Annotated in this window: 10 protein-coding genes; 2 read left to right on the top strand and 8 right to left on the bottom strand. The window is 54.4% G+C overall.

The annotated features are described in order from the left end of the window. The first annotated feature begins 325 nt into the window (after window positions 1-325). The gene (locus HYD27_RS06285) at window positions 326-1225 is read left to right on the top strand and encodes a helix-turn-helix transcriptional regulator (RefSeq protein WP_219212681.1); all 900 of its coding nucleotides are present in this window, start codon (window positions 326-328) and stop codon (window positions 1223-1225) included. Between the two features lie 516 nt (window positions 1226-1741). Here the strand turns inward: HYD27_RS06285 and HYD27_RS06280 are convergent. Both HYD27_RS06280 and HYD27_RS06275 read right to left on the bottom strand, forming a co-directional pair. Next, the gene (locus HYD27_RS06280; RefSeq protein ID WP_219212679.1) at window positions 1742-2410 is read right to left on the bottom strand and encodes a potassium channel family protein; all 669 of its coding nucleotides are present in this window, start codon (window positions 2408-2410) and stop codon (window positions 1742-1744) included. A gap of 15 nt (window positions 2411-2425) precedes the next feature. Beyond that, a complete protein-coding gene (locus tag HYD27_RS06275) occupies window positions 2426-3793 on the bottom strand; it encodes a TrkH family potassium uptake protein (protein WP_220101528.1) in 1368 nt (455 codons plus the stop codon). A 235-nt stretch (window positions 3794-4028) separates the two neighbouring features. Here HYD27_RS06275 and HYD27_RS06270 point away from each other — a divergent pair, with 235 nt between their 5' ends. Then, complete coding sequence (locus HYD27_RS06270; RefSeq protein ID WP_219212677.1) at window positions 4029-5717, top strand: CPBP family intramembrane glutamic endopeptidase; 1689 nt, start codon at window positions 4029-4031, stop codon at window positions 5715-5717. Between the two features lie 87 nt (window positions 5718-5804). On the opposite strand, the gene HYD27_RS06265 is transcribed toward HYD27_RS06270, so the two are convergent. The 6 genes from HYD27_RS06265 to HYD27_RS06240 all read right to left on the bottom strand — a co-directional run bounded on the left by HYD27_RS06265 (window position 5805) and on the right by HYD27_RS06240 (window position 17627). After that, on the bottom strand, window positions 5805-7571 hold the full coding sequence (locus HYD27_RS06265; RefSeq protein WP_309242023.1) for a cache domain-containing sensor histidine kinase: 1767 nt from the start codon (window positions 7569-7571) through the stop codon (window positions 5805-5807). 4 nt (window positions 7572-7575) lie between these two features. After that, complete coding sequence (locus HYD27_RS32540; protein WP_219212673.1) at window positions 7576-9147, bottom strand: response regulator; 1572 nt, start codon at window positions 9145-9147, stop codon at window positions 7576-7578. An 88-nt stretch (window positions 9148-9235) separates the two neighbouring features. Next, window positions 9236-10957 carry an extracellular solute-binding protein gene (locus HYD27_RS06255; protein WP_219212671.1) on the bottom strand — a complete coding sequence of 574 codons (1722 nt, stop codon included), beginning with the start codon at window positions 10955-10957 and terminating at the stop codon, window positions 9236-9238. Window positions 10958-11036: 79 nt separating this feature from the next. Further along, window positions 11037-11897, bottom strand: a complete 861-nt coding sequence (locus tag HYD27_RS06250) for a carbohydrate ABC transporter permease (RefSeq protein ID WP_375373898.1) — start codon at window positions 11895-11897, stop codon at window positions 11037-11039. Window positions 11898-11960: 63 nt separating this feature from the next. Further along, window positions 11961-12836, bottom strand: a complete 876-nt coding sequence (locus HYD27_RS06245; RefSeq protein ID WP_228745018.1) for an ABC transporter permease — start codon at window positions 12834-12836, stop codon at window positions 11961-11963. A gap of 228 nt (window positions 12837-13064) precedes the next feature. Beyond that, window positions 13065-17627, bottom strand: coding sequence for a discoidin domain-containing protein (locus HYD27_RS06240; protein WP_219212664.1), 4563 nt, complete (start codon window positions 17625-17627; stop codon window positions 13065-13067). Window positions 17628-17930 lie beyond the last annotated feature (303 nt).

Below are 17930 nucleotides of genomic sequence, written 5' to 3'. Positions count from 1 at the left end.
TGAAACGGCCTCCTTGAATTATCGATTTGAGCATTTGTGCTGCAAATTTGAATATATATCTCCGGTGAACCGGTTGATTTCCAATAAAACTTATAGGATAAGTTAATATTGAGATTGTAACAAGTCATTACATATTGGGGAATGTCAATTCGCGGTAAACTTCATTTATCAATTTGCGTCTATTTCAGGGAAGGTTCCGGAAGGGGGATGAAAGAGGGTGTGATCTAAACGTTAGGTGATGCGGGTTGAAGTCTTATATGATGTATAAAACGTTGGCTTTTTCATATTCCTTACATCCAATCAGATGGTAAAAAGAGGTCTTTACATGGACAATAGAATGATTGAGGACAATCAGGAATTTTTGGAGCTTTGCCTTTTCACACCCTCTGTGTACGAGAAGTGCGGGGCTGCCTGGCCCATCCGCCTGGGGCATAATATTGCCAAGCCGAGCTATCATATCGGCCCCCGGACGACGCCCTACTACTATTTGATCTTTGTCCTTGAGGGAGAAGGTTGGTTTCAACAGAATCAGCAGACCTACCGGCTCTCTAAAAATGATGTGTTCTGCCTGTTCCCCCAGGTCATCCATGAATACTTCACACAGCCAGATGCCCTGCTGCACAAAGTGTTCCTGGCTTTCGACGGGAAGCAGGCTCTGCGCCTGCTGGAGAGGCTCGGGTTAAGCTTGTATCACCCTTACGCCCCAGGAATATTGACTCCTGAAGCAATCCAGCTCATGTGGGACTTCTTCAGTATGGTGAGATCAGACAAAGATACAGACCTTGGACGGCTGATCCTGTTCCACCGCATCTTTGACCAATTATCCGCTGCTGTGCAAGATCCTGCTGCCAGCGACCGCCGCAGGAATGTCTCCTGGCTCCAGAAAGGGCATGAATATATGGAGATTCACTACGCCGAAGGCATTACCGTCGAAAAAGTATGCGCCTATGTCGGCATGGACCGCAGCTATTTCACCAAACAGTTCCGCAAGACCTACGGAATCACCCCCATCCAGTTTATTCAGGAGCTCAAAATGAAAGAAGCCATGCTGCTGCTGGAGCAAACGGCATATACGCTGTCCGAAATCGCTCAATCTGTGGGTTATCCCGATCTGTTTTCCTTCTCCAAGGCGTTTAAGAAACGGCTTGGAGAAGCTCCGACCCGCTACCGGCTGAAGGCGCGTGGTAATGGACAGGACCAGCGCTGCTGTAATGACAAGGAATAATCCTGAATGTATTAAAAGAAGGAGATAACTTTCTGTCATTTCAAAGGTAGGTATGCGGAGGGGATGAGGTTTGAATACTTACGGAGCGATAGAGACCGCCTGAAAGTTTACCGAAGGAAAGCCCGCACCGAAAGCACAAACTGTCGGCGGAGTTTCACTCCTATGTTCAGCTTTTTCCACTTAGCTTCCCTTACGAATTTCCACGATATAGGAGCGGCACATTCACCTTAACGTTTGGATTTCTGCCGCTATTCGTGTGGTTGCATCAGATTACCAAACCTCACAGCAACCGGAAGTCGGCATATTCACCGCAGCTACGCCAAAAACCAAATTAGCAATATTTCAAGTTCAATCTATATAATATCAAAAGTGCCTGCTCCCGCAGATTCACCGCCATCGCCTCCTTCCCCATGTTTCACGCTATAGATTAGCCTTATCTTTCTCGCCGAAACGGATACCGTCCTTATAAGGACGGCGAAGCCGTTCCACTTGATATTTTAACAAATCGCATAAAGGCTACTCCGCGTTCACCGCTTCATCCTCAAACTCCACAATGCTCTCATTCGAGCCGATGACCACCATAATATCGCCCTGATGCACATGGTCATGCGCCGTGGGAGCGACAATCACTCCGTCTTCGCGGTTCAGGGCAATAATGCTGCACCCGTATTTGGCCCGCGTGTTAAGCTCCGAGAGGCTTTTGCCGTCCATACAGGCGGGCACGGTCAGCTCCACTACCTTGTAATTCTTCGACAGCTCAATATAATCCAGCAGATTTGGCGTCGTCAGCTGATGAGCCACCCGGATGCCCATATCCCGTTCAGGAAAAATTACCCGGTCCACGCCCAGCCTGGAAAGCGCCCGTCCGTGAAGGATGGAAATCGCCTTGGCCACGACCTGCTTCACACCCAGCTCCTTCAGAAGAATGGCCGCCAGGATGCTGCGCTCCATGTTGTCGCCGATCGCTACAATGCCGCAGTCGAAGTTGCGTACACCCAGCGAGCGCATAATCCCCTCATCCGTGGCATCCGCCATCACCGCATGCGTCAGCTGGCCGCTCATTTCATCTACCCGTTCCTCAAAATGGTCAATGCCGAGCACTTCATAGCCCATGGCCATCAGCTCAAGCGCAAGGCTTGAACCGAAGCGGCCGAGGCCGATTACAACAAACTGCTGTGCTTTCATAATGTCAGTAACTCCTTATCCAATTATCATTTTGCCTTCGGGATATTTATATAATGGTTTACCCTGTTTCGGGCCCAGCGCATACGCCAGCGTCAGCACACCAAGCCGTCCGGCGAACATGGTCAGGCAGATGAGGATTTTACCCGCCTGCGTCAGCTCGGGCGTCAGCCCCATGCTGAGGCCTACGGTGGAGAAGGCCGAGGTGGTCTCGAACAGGATCATCAGAAATGGCCGTTCCTCCGTGGTGGACAGCACCATGGACACGGACACAATCAGCAGCAGCGCCAGCAGGGTAATGGTCAGCGCCTTGAACACACGCTCCTGTGCAAGCCGGTAACGGAAAAGAACGATATCCTCGCGCCCCCGGAGCATCGAGATTACCGCACCGACCATCAGGGTGAAGGTGGTGGTTTTGATCCCGCCGCCCGTTGATCCCGGAGAAGCTCCGATGAACATCAGAATGACCATGAAAAACTGTGAGGCCTGGCGCATTCCGGCAATATCCAGAGTGTTCGCTCCGGCTGTGCGGGGAGTGACGGACTGAAAGAAAGCAGCCCAGAGCTTGCCTCCGAAGCCCAGCGGGCCGAGCGTATGTGAATTGGTGAATTCAAACACCAAAAAGACGGCTGTTCCGGTTAGAATCAGCGCTGCAGTCGTCCACAGGACGACCTTGCTGTGCAGCGACAGCCGCCGCTTGCGGCGGTATTCCGCGAGGTCCGACATCACGATAAAGCCGATGCCCCCGGAAACGATCAGGAATATGACCACAAGGTTGACAACAGGATCGCTGGCATATCCGGTCAGGCTGCGGTAATCTCCGAAGATATCAAATCCCGCGTTGTTGAACATCGATACCGCATGAAAAATGCCAAAGTAAAGCGCGCGTCCCGCGGGCATATCGAACGCCCAGCGCAGCGCGAGCACAGCTGCAGCCGCAGCCTCGATGACAAGCGAATAAATCAGCACCTTGCGGATCAGCCGCACGATGCCTTCCATCGAGCTCTGATTCATGGCTTCCTGAAGAATCAGCCGGTCGCGCAGGGAGATTCTGCGCTTGAGCACAAGCGCGAACAGGGTCGCCATCGTCATGAACCCCAGTCCGCCGATTTGAATAAGAACCATAATTACTATCTGTCCGAACAGGGTAAAATATGTTCCTGTATCAACCACCGCAAGCCCCGTTACACAGGTTGCCGAGGTTGCAGTAAACAAAGCATCAATAAATTCGAGCGGTTCACCTGTCCTGCTTGATACGGGAAGCATGAGAAGCAGGGTTCCGGCCAGGATGACGGCGGCAAAGCCGAGCACCAGAATCTGCGGCGGAGACAGCTTCAGAAATCTGAAATTATTAATCTTGGGGAACGGCGAAGCCAACTTTCTCATCCTCTCGCAGGTTGCGTTAGAAACATACAAATTATAATCGTTATTCCCTGACTTCACAAAGGGGCATTTTCAAAAAAGCACATTTCCCCTCTGCCGCCGTTGATCAGGAAGACAAAATAAGCATAAGCCCGGCCGTCTTCACGTAAAAAGATAATACGGCATTTTTTTGTAACTGGCCTGCCAGTAATATTATAATGGAAAATAACAGGATTATTTCATTACAAGGAGGCGTTTCATGAATTCCGTCGGCCAGCCCTTACAGCAGCGGCCCCTTTCTGCCAGGCTCATTCTTGCGGGTATTATCGGTCTCATTGTGTTCATTATGTTCCAGATCGCTCCCCAGCTCCTTACGGGCTCGGGTGAGGCCGCTACTGCAACCATCAGCAAGAGCGAGGCCCGGGAGCAAGCCGCCGTATTCGCAGCACAGCAGCTTGGCCATCCGGAAGCCGCAGGGGAGGAGTGGACCGTAAGCTACCGGACAGACTCCTCCTTCTACGGCTATATGTCCAGGGAGAAGCTCCTGGACCAATATTCCAAAGACAAGCTGGATCAGCGTTATCCGTTCGATGTCTTTCATGCCGTGCTGTATGCTTCCGGCGAGGCTGTCCCTGTCCTGTCGGTTGACCTGAACATGTACACCGGCAGGGTGGTAGGCTTCGGACGCGGAGAAGATGCAGGCTCTGGGACAGATTCCACCGGTACAGCGGCCCTGGCCAATGTGGACCCGGCAGCCAGCGAGCCGGAGCTTTCGCTGGAGCAGAAGGAGAAGCTTGCCCGCCCCTGGCTTCAGTCATGGGGAGCCAATCCCTCCAGGCTGCAAATTCAGGCGAACACGGATGATTACGATCTTGTCTATACTGACAGCTCCGTCAAGGTCGGGGAGTCGCCACTGCAATACAGCTTCAAATTCCGGCAGGCGGAGGTCTCGTATTTCCGGGCCGGCTTCTCCGCTCCCGCCTGGCATGTCAGCTATGTCGAGGACCAGACCTCTCTCGCCAAAAGCCTGACGCTGCTCGGCTACGGCCTGCCTACGCTGGCGCTGGGCATTCTGGCGCTGATTTACAGCATTCTGCGCAGAGGCCACACCTCGTTCAAGCGGGGCATCTTTCTCAGCACCGTCCATTTTGCAATCATGATGGCCAGCACCTACAACATGCTGCCCGAAGCCGGCGGAGACAGCCTGGAGAGCCGCATTACGGGCATTGTAATGTTCATCTTCTATATCTTCTACAGTCTGCTGATGTCTTCGATGCTCTACTTCTCGCTGGTCGGAGGCAACGGCCTGTGGCGCAAGGAGGAGGGTCTGAACCCCTGGCCGCGCGCCAAGGAGCCGGGCTATGGCAGATATGTGCTGGACAGCATGCGCGCCGGATATATCTGGGCCTTTATCCTGCTCGGTGTGCAGACCGTTATGTTCATCATCCTGTCGTACACGCTGCACAACTGGTCCACCACCGATGCCAGCCAGTCTCCGTATAACATGAGATATGCCTGGCTGCTGCCCATTGTGGCCTGGCTTGCCGGATTGTCCGAGGAAGCCGTCTACCGGCTGTTCGGCATCCGGATGGTCAAAAAAATCGTGCGGAGCACCTTTCTTGCCGCGCTGATCACCACGCTGGTCTGGGCGTTCGGGCATACCCTGTATCCGATCTATCCCGTCAGCTCGCGTCCGATTGAGCTGACGGTAATCGGACTGCTGTTCAGCTACATTTTCCTGCGCTACGGCTTTATCGCCGCCATGTTCAGCCATGTGGTGTTTGACAGCATTCTGATGGGCGCCACCCTGATTTTCATGAAAGAATCCGTGAATGCCGGTGCAGGGATTGTCACCATCGTGCTGCCGTTCATCGTAGGCTATATCGTGTACCGGTTCAACCCCCCGCGCAAAACAGAGCAGGCGGAGCCGGTAAGTCCTGTAATTTAACTTCAACCGCAGCAAGACGCAGAAACGGCTGAGCTCCTTGTATATAAGGATGCCCAGCCGTTTTTTATTTGGTCAGCTCCCGCTCCTTCAGTCCTCTCCCTGCATCAGAGGATGCTTGCGGTAAGGGAAGTCAATCCGGATCAGCGTGCCTTCCCCCAGCGAGCTGCGGATGGTCACACCGTATTCCTTGCCGTATTGCAGCTTGATGCGCTGGTCCACATTGCGGATGCCGTAGCCGATGCCCTTGTCCGACGGATCGAGCACCTGGGCGGTCACCTCATCCTTCATGCCCAGCCCGTTGTCCTCCACCTCGAAAGTGACATTCTCCCCCTCCGGATATGCCCGGATGGTCAGTGATATTTCATCGTCGTACCAGGCATGCTCCAGGGCATTCTCCACAAAAGGCTGCAGGATGAATTTCACCGTGTCGCTGTCCAGCACCGCAGGCTGGATTTCATAGCTTACATGGATGCGGTCCGCGTTCTTGATCCGCTGGATATCGAGATAGGATTCCACGATCTGCAGCTCCTGCTCCACCGGAATGATCATTTCCCCCCGGTGCAGGGTCAGGCGGTAGAACCGGGCGAGTGAGCGGATCACCTCGTGCAGCTTGTCGATCTCCCCCAGCTTCGCCATCCGGCTGATGGAAGAGAAGGTGTTGTACAGGAAATGCGGGTTCATCTGGGAATGCAGCACCTGCAGCTCGGTCTCTTTCTTCTCCAGATTGCTGACGTAGACCTCGTCGATCAGCCGCTGGATGGTGGACGCCATATCATTGAACGCGCTGCCGATCTCCGAGAATTCATCATTGCCCTGGACGGGCATCCGTTTATGAAAGTTGCCTTCCTTGAAGGATTTAAGCGAAGCAATCAGCTTCTGGAAGCGCCGCAGGAAATACTGCGACATCACGAGGCTGATCAGAAACAATACGACCAGTATGGCGAGACAGACGCCAATCGTTACATTGCGCACCTGCTCGGAATTCTTCTGCAGCGAGGAATACGGCACCCACGCCACCACACTCGCGGGCATGTGGGTAACCGGCTGCTTGATCTGCATATAGGAGGCAGGCTGCCGGATATAGTCCGAGGCGGCATCCGACAGAAAGTCCGGATGCTCCGCATTCAGGGAGCTGGAGAACAGCAGGCGGTTGTTGTTGTCCACGATGAACAGCACACTGTCCTCGCCAAGCTGCCCGGAGTCGACATCGGAGAAAATAAACTTCATGCTGACCGTCATTTTGATCAGGCCGTTCAGCTGCAGCGTATCGTAATTGATCAGCGGCCGCAGGTATGAGATATTGCCGGCTTCCTTGTCGTTGTCCACCTGCCGCCATTCGTAGGAGCCATAATGGAGGTTAAGCGATTTATACCAGCTCTGGTTCTGGAGGCGGCTTGAATGGAAGAGTGAATACTGGCGGCTGCGGGTGCCGCTCCCATTCTCGCCTTCATTATAATAGAATTCGCTCACACTGGAATTATCCACGTATACTGCAAGCTTAACCTCCTGGTTGGGCTGATTGGCGGCACTCTCCAGCCTCGGCAGGATGTACTGCGTCATAATGTTGTATTTTTCCCAGCCGGAATGATAGCCCGTCAGATAGCGCGACAGCGTCTGGTCGGTGTAAATCTCGTCGGAGCTGCGGACAATATCCTTCAGCCGGTAGTCCACGTTGCTGGCAATCTGCTTGACGGTCACCTCCAGGTTGCTCCGGGTATGCTCCTCGGTGGAACGTACGGAAGACACATACGTGTAGCTGCCGATGCCGATGACCGGTGTCAGCACCAGCAGCAGATAGGAAATGAGCAGCTTGTAGCCCAGCGGCAAATAGCCGGAGGTTGTAGGTATGCGCACGTGATCAGCTCTGCTTTCTGTAATCGGCGGCGGTAATATTGAAATATTCCCGGAACTGTCTGCTGAAATAGGCGATATTCCTGTAGCCCACCCGGTCCGCCACTTCATAGATCTTGTATTGATGCTGCCCGAGCAGCAGAATGGCTTTTTCCATGCGGATTCTTACCAGATACTCGTTGAAGCTCTCACCGGTATGCTCCTTGAACAAGACCCCCAGATGATTGGGAGAGTAGGCAAAATGGTCGGCAACCAGCCGCAGGGTAAGATTCTCCGCCAGCCTCTCCTGAATATAGGCCTCGATATGCTCCATCAGACGGCGGTTCTTGTGCTGCTTTTTCATGAACAGGATCTCCGAAATCTGGAACAGGGTGTTGCGCAGCCAGCGCTTGATATCCTCCACCGTATCCAGATGATGAATCACATCCATCTGCTGAATCCCCCAGCCGAGCAGACTTTCATAGTTTTCATTCAGGGTGCCGAGATAAGCCTCCAGCCGGGACGCAATATGAACCGAGAAATGGTAGACCTTGACGGGATGCTCAAAAAGCGCCGCCACCTCGAACAGCTCGTCAATGCCGTCACAGATCTGAATCAGCCTGTAATTGGCCATTGCCCCGAACATGACATCCAGCACCACACTCATATCCTTGATGTCCTTGTTCATCCCCGGCTTGCTGAGAGAGGGGGGAATAACCCTGTTCTTGCCGATGAACATTTTGCCGTTCATATAGGTTTTGGCCTGGGAAAAAGATACAGACAACGCTTCCAAATCTGGCACCTCGGCTCCGTAGCTGACAGTGATTGTGTAGGAGGTCTGTTCACGTACTGTCTCTACCAGCTTCTCCAGCCACTGCTCCAGAAGCTCAGGCTCCGCAGTGTAGACCATACCGATCTGCGACCGGTTCACCCTGCACCATTTGCCCGTGCCCGCCGCCTCGATTTCTCCGCCGATATAGTGAAACAGCCCGTCCAGTTCCGCATTTACCGTCTCCGGATTTTCCCGCAGCCGCAGCAGCACATCATCCGCTTCAATCAATACCGCATAGGCGCTGGAGAACACAATATCCATAGGGTAACAGGCCAGAAAAGCGTCCAATGTCTCCCGGTCGATGCTGCCTTCCAGCAAATGCTGCAGCACATCATTTTGAATGAAATCGAAGGAAGTGATCAGGCTGCTGTCCTCCGCTTTCCTCATCCGCTCATTATCCAGCTCGGCAACGGCGCTGCGGAGCACACCGACAATCTCCTCATCGTCAACCGGCTTGAGAATATAGCCGTGGGCTTTCAGATCCAATGCCTGCTTGGCATATTGAAAGTCCTGGTAGCCGCTGATGAATACCGTCTTCAGCTCCGGGTTCAGCTCTATCGCCTTGCGCGACAGCTCAATGCCGGAAATCACCGGCATCTTGATGTCGGTGATCAGCAGATCAATCTCATGATTCTCAATATACTGAAGTGCGGCCAGTGGCTTGTTCTCGCTGCAGACGACCTCAATCCCCAGCTCATTCCAGGGAATCAGGCAGCGAAGGCCTTCCAGATCGTAATTTTCATCATCCACCAGAACAGCTCTATACATCGGAATCAGCACTCCTTCATTAGGAAAAGAGGGTACATGGCGTATCCCTCTTGTTCCTGCTCGCCTATTTGGTTTTTACGGATTAGACTTACCGGCCTTTAATCTTCTCCAAATTCTTCTGCCAGGCCTCGGTCTTCCATTTCAGCACCTTGTCATAGCCCAGCTTGGCGGCTTCCTTATCCGCGTCCTCAATCAGCTTGATCACCTCATCATCACTCTTCGCGAAGATGATCTTCGGCACTACTTGCGCATACTGGTCCTTCAGTCTTTGCAGGATAATGCCCTCTTCGGAGTTCGGCGCCGGATCGAGATTGGAGAATTCGGTGACGTTCTTCGAGGTCTTGAAGGTTACGTTCGCCTGGCCAAGTGTCGTCCAGTCCTGGGCTTCCGCCGGCAGCAGCTTCTCGCGTTTGGCCTTGGTGGAATCAATATAGGAAGTATTGCCGTACCAGTTGAATTCGCCGATCTTCAGCTCGTCGTATTTCTTCAAGTCACGGTTGATATAAGCATCGTTTGGAATCGGTACCCCATCCTCCACTTTATCATAAAACAATCCCTCCGGTCCGAAGAAAATAATCCGCTGCCCTTCCGGACTTGTCGCCCAGTTCATATAGGAAAAGATGGCTTCAGGGTCCTTGGCATTCGTTGAGATTACATTTACATTCCAGCCCAGCGTGTTGAAGCCGGAAGGGTACACCCTGTTTTTGTCAACGCCGGTCTTGCGGAACGGCCAGACGACATCATAGCCGTCCTCCGGGTCCTTGGCCGACAGCAGATTGTTCGCTTCGCGTCCGATGCCTTCAACGACGGCGTCATACGCGCCGAATACGGCAATCTTGCCGGTCTTCAGCTTCTCCAGCACCTGATCGCGGGTCTGGGTCAGCAGATCCTGGGAGGTCAGGCCTTCACGGAACAGACGGCTGGCCAGCAGGGCCGTATCCTTGAACGCCTGGTCCTGATAGACCGAGGTCAGCCCGTTGCCGGCAGGCACACCGAAGATCTGGCCCGATCCGGGAGAGATGAAGCCCGGTGTGCGGTCATCCGCCGCACCGCTGTAGAGCATCCCGATCATTTGCACATCTGCACCGTCACGGGTCTCGCCGAAATCAATCGGCACGATATCCGGGTATTTCTCCTTAACCTGCTTCAGATAAGCTTCGAGATCCTCCCAGGTTTCCAGCGCCGGAGAACCGAGCGCTTTGTAAATCTTCTTCTCTACGAGGAAGCCGGCATTTCCGTTGCCGTTGTCGCCGTTTATATACCAGTTCGGGATCTGATAGAGCTTGCCGTCCTCGCTGCGCAGCATGTTCAGCGTGTCTTCGCCTACAGCCTCCACGAATTCGGGATATTTCTCCAGATAAGGATCAATCGCTGCCAGCTTGCCCGCTTTCTGCAGCCGTTCCACGTCCTTCCCCCGGTCCATTACCAGCACATCCGGCAGCTGGCCCGAGACAATCATCGCGTTCAGCTTCTGGGCGGCTGCGCCGTTGGACTGGACCGGAGTCAGGGTTACCTGCAGATTGTCGGTGATCCACTTGCTCTGCGGACGTTCTTCCCAGGTCGGTGCAGTATACCAGTCATAGTTGACAAATGTGGTGAAATTGACCGGCTTGACTTTGGCCGCAAGGTCGCTGCTGCCGGCCACAGCCGGGCTGCTGCCCGGTGCGGTCGCGGCAGCCGCATCCGCCGGGGCTTCCGCCGCATCCGCCGGCGCATTGGCCGGTTCGCTCTTGTTATTTGAGCAAGCCGCCAGAAGACTTGAAGCCAGCATACCGGCAAGCAGCAGCTGCAGTGCTCTATTTCTGTTCATATCCTAACCCCTCTCACTTTCACTTAATATGCTATAAGCGGACGGCAGCCTCCAGCCGCCGCCGCCGATAACCTTGAAGCTATTCCTTGAGCGAGCCCACAAGTGCACCCTTGACAAAATACTTTTGCAGGAAGGGATAAATCATCAGGATCGGCAGCGTGGCAATCATCATCGTCGCCATTTGCAGCGCTTTTACCGTAACCGTGTTCTGGACCATGCTCTGCGCATAGGTATTCAGATTGGTCATCAGGCTGGCTGTTGCCCCGGCGTTGATAATTTGCACCAGCAGTGTCTGCAAGGGGATAAGCCCCTGGTCGCTGATGAAGATCGCCGGTGTGAACCAGTCGTTCCACAGCCCCACCGCCGTGAATAATCCAAGCGTCGCCAGCACAGGGCCGGAAACCGGAAGGACGATCCGGAAAAACACCCCGAAGTTCGAGCAGCCGTCAATTCTTGCGGATTCCTCCAGACCGTCTGGAAGCTCGGCGAAAAAAGTCCGGAAGATGATCATGTTATACACGCTGACCATGCCGTTGATAAGCAGAAAAGTAAACGTATTATACAGATGCATCTGATAGATCAGAATAAAATACGGAATCAGCCCGCCGCTGAAATACATTGTAACAATGCACATTATCATATAAAATTTCTTGAACACAATGCCCTTTTTGGACAGGCCATAAGCGAACAGCGCCGTAAAAAACATCGAAAGCGCCGTACCGAACACCGTCCGCAGAATGGTGATCAAATACGCGTGAAATATATCGTCCTCCTTGAACACAATCCTGTAATTCTCCAGTGTGAAGTCGCGCATCCAGAAGGTGATCCCTCCAAGTGCCGTATCACTGCCTGTGTTAAAAGAAATAACAAGCGAATTCCAGAAGGGATAAAAAGTAATGAAGGCAAGCAGCGCAAGCACCGCGTAGATCACGGCCTGCATGAATTTGTCAGAACGGCTGGCTTGCAAGGCACAGGCCTCCTCTCAGGGTTGTGGCCGCCGGGCTTACCATAGGCTGGCTTTGCCGAGCCGGCGGGAGATGGTGTTGGCAATATACAGCAGGAGTACGCTGAGCACCGACTTGAGCAGTCCGGCCGCGGTGGCGTAAGAGTAACGCTGGTTCAGAATCCCCATCTGGTAGACGTATGTGTCCACCGTCTGCGCATAGGGCATCAGAATGCCGTTATTCAGATTCTTCGTCAGCAGCAGAATATCCTCGAAGCCTGCGTTGAGAATATTCCCTACCCCAAGCAGCAGGAAAATCGTAATGACCGCAGACATGCTCGGCAGCGTAATCTTGAAGATTTGCTTGAACCGGCTCGCCCCGTCGATGGAAGCAGCCTCATACAGCGCCGGATCAATGCCGGCTATGGCTGCCAGGTACACGATGGAACCAAAGCCGATTTCCTTCCAGACGCCTACAGAGACCAGAATGCCCCAGAAGTAGTGCGGAACGGACAGCCAGTTGATCGGCTCGTCGATCAGCGAGGTTTTCATCAGGACATCATTCACTGCGCCATTGTCCACAGCCAGCATCGAGAAGACCAGACCCGAGACAACAACCCAGGAGATGAAATGCGGGATGTATGTGATCGTCTGCACGACGCGCTTGAACATCATATTCTTCACTTCATTGAGCAGCAGCGCCAGAATGATGGGAGCCGGGAAACCGGCGGCCAGCTTCAGCAGGCTGATGCACAGCGTGTTCCTGACAATGCTCCAGAACTCCGGCGATTCAAAAAACATGCGGAAATGCAGGGTCCCCACCCAAGGGCTCGCGCTGAAGCCTTCGAACAGATTGTATTCCTTGAAGGCCATCATGACGCCCCACATCGGTATGTAGCTGAATATCAGCAGAAAAATAATAGAGGGGAGAATCATCAGCTGATAGTCCCATTGCCTGGCGAAGCGGCTCCACACCCCGTTTCCCTGAATCCTGCCGCCGAGCGGACGATAAGCTTTGGGCGGCAGAACCCCGGGCACTGTTTCTTTTTTCATAGCATCACCATTTCTTTGATTTGATAAATCTATCTTATCTTCAAAGAGATGGCCCGCTCTACGAGAGTGATTAACGATTCATTTACAAAATCAACGGGCTTTATGCTCCGCTTAATACACGGATAATTCCCATAACGAATAGCCGTACTGCGTGCCGCGCTCCGTTCCGGTCAGCTTCACATAACGCGTGCTGACCGGGGTAATGCTCAGATCATCCACTCCCCCGTCTCCGGCGGTTGTCGAATACACGGCTGTCCATTGCGTGCCGTTCGTGGATACCTCAATGCTGTACGACTTGGCATATGCCCCTTCCCAGTCCAGCAGGATGCGGCTGACCGTCTGGTTTGCGCCCAGATCCACCTGTATCCACTGCGGATCGCTGAAGGCCGACTCCCAGCGGGTGCCGGGGTCGCCGTCCACAGCGCCTGCAGCGGGCTGTACCGGATTCGCCGAAGCGGTTACGGCCTTGTTCAGTGCCAGATTGACGGAAGAGGTCCCTCCGGTGATCGTCTGCTGCACGGAAGCATCATTATAGCCTGCGGCCGTAACCGTAACCGTGTAGGCTTTTGCCGTCGGGAACAGGGCGGTGTTCAGCGTGATTTTTCCGGCGGCCACCGTATAATCGGCCGCGGCCGCCGTGATGCCGTCCACCTTCACCGCACTGATTGCGCCTCTCCAGGCGGCATTGTCCGTGAACGTCAGCTCAATGGGCTGGCCTACGGTATTTTGCGTGGAGTCTGCGGCAAGCGCAGGAGGGGACAGCGGAGCCGCTGTTCCATTGCCGTACACTTCAAACTCCCATAACGAGTAGCCATACTGTGTGCCGCGCTCTGTGCCGTTCAGCTTCACATAACGGGCGCTGACAGGCGTGAAGCCCAGGTCATCCACTCCCCCGTCTCCGGTGGTCGTCGAATACACGGTTGTCCATTGCGTCCCGTTCGTGGAAACCTCAATGCTGTACGACTTGGCATATGCCCCCTCCCAGTTCAGCAGGACGCGGCTGACCGTCTGGCTGGAACCCAGATCCACCTGTATCCACTGCGGATCACTGAAGGCGGACTCCCAGCGGGTCCCCGGATCGCCATCGACTGCTCCCGCCGCCGGCTGTGCAGGATTCGCCGAAGCAGTAACTGTTTTGTTCAGCGCCAGATTGGCGGAAGAGGTCCCTCCGGTGATTGTCTGCTGCAGGCTGGCATCGCTGTACCCTGCTGCGGACACCGTTACAGTGTAGGTTTTGGCTGTAGGGAACAGGGCTGCGTTCAGCGTGATTTTCCCGGCGGCCACCGTGTAATCAGCGGCCGCAGCGGCTGCGCCGTCCACCTTCACTGCACTGATTGCCCCTCTCCAGGCTGCATTGTCCGTGAACGTCAGCTCAATGGGCTGGCCTACGGTATTCAGCGTGGAATCGGCCGTCAGAGCCGGCGGAGCCAGCGTACCGGCCGTCACCTTCGTCGGATCAACCTTGATCAGCTTTTTGGCGCCGACCACCGCCGAGCCGGTAACTCCGGAAGCGCCCCGGAAGGTCACAGTAATCTGCGCATCCGTTGGATTCCAGACGAGCGCGCTGTAAACAGCGCCTTTTTTATACACTGTCGCGCTGCTGCCGTTCGTCGCCCAGATATCCGTGCTGCGCTGGCCGAGTGTAGCCATGCTGTGCACGAACCAATAGGTGTTGAACAGCTCGTTCTGCTGCGGCAGCGCCGCATTCCATTTATTCAGGACGGCCTGCGGATCACTCAGCGACTGAATCGGCCAGACGATATGGTACCAGTCGGTTTCCGGTCCGCCATTGTCGGCCACGAAGCCATTGTACAGGCCGGCCGCCTTGGCTGGGTCAAAACCGTAGCTCGTCAGATATTCCGCTGTCGGCAGCCAATGAATGCCATAGACATACACCGGGTCCCCGTTGAAGAAGGTTCCGAAGAAATTCGAGCTGCCGTAAATCTGTCCGACCGTTTTATGCGTATAGCCCGGCAGCCAGTTGTCCTGGTCAAAATTGAACCAGTACTGCTTAACCGCCCGAAGCTCGGTGGTGAAGCCCATTATCGCTGTATCGCGGTAGGACTGGTTTCCGGTGAGTGTGGCCCACATATATTGCCCGACCCAGCCGAAGAGCGACTCGCCTGCAGCCTCCTGGTTGTTGCCGCTGTCATTGTCGGCATAGCCTCCGGCCCAGGAATGGCCTTCATACGGGTCATAGTTGCGCAGGAACGGATACAGCGGGTCCGTCTTGGACGGGTTGGCATAATCGCGGATCAGCTGCTCCACCATGCCGCTGTACTTGTTCTTGAAGTCGGCGTCGTAGGTGGCGAGCACCGCCGAAGCAAATACATAATAGCCGTAGGTGAAATGGTGGTCGGTGATTCCCGAATTGGCCCCGAATTCGCTGGCCTTGTAGATCAGGGTTCCCCAATCGGTGTTGTAGTCAAAATAATAATCCGGTTCCCCTGAGGTGTACGTATACCAGTCCGAGAGAATGGTCTTCATTCTCGCCAGGAACAGATTCTTGTAATTCTCATTGCCGATCTGGTCGGCAATCAGTACGCCCATGGCCAGCGGATGCAGCTTCTTGCCCTGCCAGTAGGCATCGGCCTTCATCAGGTCTGTGGCGGTATCGGTATCGAGCTTCGCCAGATAGCCGGTCAGGTCCTGGCGGGAATAGGAGGAATCTCCAGGCTCCGTAAACTGGGGCACGATGCCGTAGAATTTATCCACTGTGGCAAAAGAATTGCCCTCCATTACCTTCAGAGTGCCGCGCACGGAAGCAAAGGAACGCGCCGTGAGCTGCGCCGTGGTTACCTTCCATTGATGCGGCAGCTGGGTAATCAGCGCCGTATTCGGGAAGCCCGGGCGCTTAAGCTCGGTCGTCACATTGAACGTGGTGGTAATATCCGCTGTAGTTTCATTGAAGGTATAGGCTACATTCGTTCCAGTAATATAAGCGTAGCCATGCTGGTAGAAATAGTTCAGGTCAGAGGCCGCAGGCAGAGCGGACAGCGAGAGGTAATCGGCCCCGCCTCCGAGCTGGATTTTGAGCTTGGCCCCCACCTTCCTGAAGGTCGTGCCGGCCGGAGCATAGATGCCATAGGTTCTGGTCACCATCGCAGGTGCCGGCGCGCCGTTGGAATTGGTAACCTCAATGCCGATATGGTCGGCAGTGACGCTGGCTCCATCGGCGGCAAGGATGGTAGCGTTGCTGTCATCGAAGAATCTGGTGCTGGCCGGAAGGTAGATTTCGGGACTGGCCGGATCGCTGAATTGCGAATAGAGATACGGCGAGCCTTTGACGAAGGTCGTCTTCATCTTCTCGGTTGTTCCGTCGCTTAACACCGCAGTAGCCGACCAGTCACCGTAGCCGGTAATGCGGTTGGACATGCCTGAGGTGTTGATATTGCTGGCCATCAGGAACAGGTCGGGGTTGCCTCCGCCCTCCTGCGCCTTGCCGTCAGCACTTAAATACCCTGCTCCGGGATTGAACACACCCAGTCCCTGCTTGGTGTATTTCGATTTCAGCGGCAGCGTGATAATGCCATTGCCCAGCTGGTTGATCATGATCGACTGCCACCAGTCATTGGAAGGCAGCGGCGCCGTAAGGGAATCCGCTTTGTACTCCGGATACTTCGGCTGGGCAATGGACAGGTCATTCTTGGCGTGGCTGCCCTGGCCAACAGCCACTGTGGAGACTGCCGGAATCGCCGGGATGGTATAGGTCGGCTGGGGATCGCCCGTCACATAGTCATAGGCCTGAATCTCAAACAGCGAGTAGCCAAAAGTTGTCGCTCTGCTGATTCCGTTCATCCGCAGGTAGCGTCCCGTAGCATATATCGGCAGATTCAGCGTCCCTCCGGAGCCGTGAAGCTCACGGTAGACGGTCGTCCAGTTCGTACCGTTGCTGGAAACCTGAATATCATAGATCCGTCCGGCTGCCGCCTCCCAGTTCAGGATAACCCGGCCCAGCGTATGCACGCTCCCCAGGTCGACGCTGATCCACTCATTGTCCGTGGGATTGGAGGACCATCGCGTCGTCAGGCTGCCGTCAACGGCAAGCTGCGGCAGCGTGGAGCCAACCGGCAAATAATCGGATTGCTCGTAGGAGGAAGCCGTTACCTGCTTGTTAAGCGCAACATTTGCGCCCAGTACTGCTGGAGGCGGATTTACTCCGCCGGTTCCGTATACTTCAAACTCGAACAGCGAGATGCCGTAAGCCGGCAGGCTCCGTTCAGTGGCATACAGCCGGATATAACGTCCCGAACCGCTGAGCGTGAAATCATCCACGCCTCCGTCTCCTGCTGCAGCCGTATAGACATCATTCCAGGTCAGTTCGTCGGAGGACATCTGGATCTTGTAGGACTTGGCATACGCGTTCTCCCACCGCAGCACCACCCGGTCCACAGCGGCTGTTGCCCCAAGATCGATATAGATCCAGTTCGGGTCCGCTCCCCAGGCACTGCTCCAGCGGGTAGCTGTATTGCTGTCCACCGCCAGATCCGGACTATTGTTGCCCTCCGTACCCGACGCATAGGCCGGACGGTCGGCGGAGAGCAGATAAGAGCCTGCGGCATGCGCGCGGCCCGGCGGGGCGGTCAGTACGACGCTCAGCAGCATAATTACACTTAAGACTGCGGCAACCCCCCTTGTGCCTTTATTGCCTTTACTCCTTTTTGAATAGCCCATCGGCATGTATCCTCCTTAAAATATGAAATGCGGCGTTTCAGCTCTAAACCATAAAAACCTTCACCATAAAACCCTTCACCATAAAACCAAACCTTGAAGTCCTCCCTCTAAAAAACTAAAACTTGGATATCTCGCCCTGAATATTAACAGTCCAAACACCTTCATCTGCCGTCTCTGATGTTTTCAGCTCTCCAAAATCTCCCCGGCATCCACCATCCCCTTTACATTTGTTGTAAAAATAAGCGAAAAATTGTGAATATAAGCGCTTACAAGATGACAATTTCAGACTACCTTTTTGTTAAA

Source organism: Paenibacillus sp. S150 (assembly GCF_019352175.1).
GTDB lineage: Bacteria > Bacillota > Bacilli > Paenibacillales > Paenibacillaceae > Paenibacillus_AQ.
This window is presented reverse-complemented; position numbering and strand designations above follow the sequence as displayed.

Bases quoted from the DNA above. Each gene is read 5' to 3' on its own strand.
- HYD27_RS32540 (WP_219212673.1), bottom strand. From the start codon at position 9,147: ATGTATAGAGCTGTTCTGGTGGATGATGAAAATTACGATCTGGAAGGC.
- HYD27_RS06285 (WP_219212681.1), top strand. From the start codon at position 326: ATGGACAATAGAATGATTGAGGACAATCAGGAATTTTTGGAGCTTTGC.
- HYD27_RS06280 (WP_219212679.1), bottom strand. From the start codon at position 2,410: ATGAAAGCACAGCAGTTTGTTGTAATCGGCCTCGGCCGCTTCGGTTCA.
- HYD27_RS06240 (WP_219212664.1), bottom strand. From the start codon at position 17,627: ATGGGCTATTCAAAAAGGAGTAAAGGCAATAAAGGCACAAGGGGGGTT.
- HYD27_RS06270 (WP_219212677.1), top strand. From the start codon at position 4,029: ATGAATTCCGTCGGCCAGCCCTTACAGCAGCGGCCCCTTTCTGCCAGG.
- HYD27_RS06255 (WP_219212671.1), bottom strand. From the start codon at position 10,957: ATGAACAGAAATAGAGCACTGCAGCTGCTGCTTGCCGGTATGCTGGCT.
- HYD27_RS06275 (WP_220101528.1), bottom strand. From the start codon at position 3,793: ATGAGAAAGTTGGCTTCGCCGTTCCCCAAGATTAATAATTTCAGATTT.
- HYD27_RS06250 (WP_375373898.1), bottom strand. From the start codon at position 11,897: ATGCAGGCCGTGATCTACGCGGTGCTTGCGCTGCTTGCCTTCATTACT.
- HYD27_RS06245 (WP_228745018.1), bottom strand. From the start codon at position 12,836: ATGATTCTCCCCTCTATTATTTTTCTGCTGATATTCAGCTACATACCG.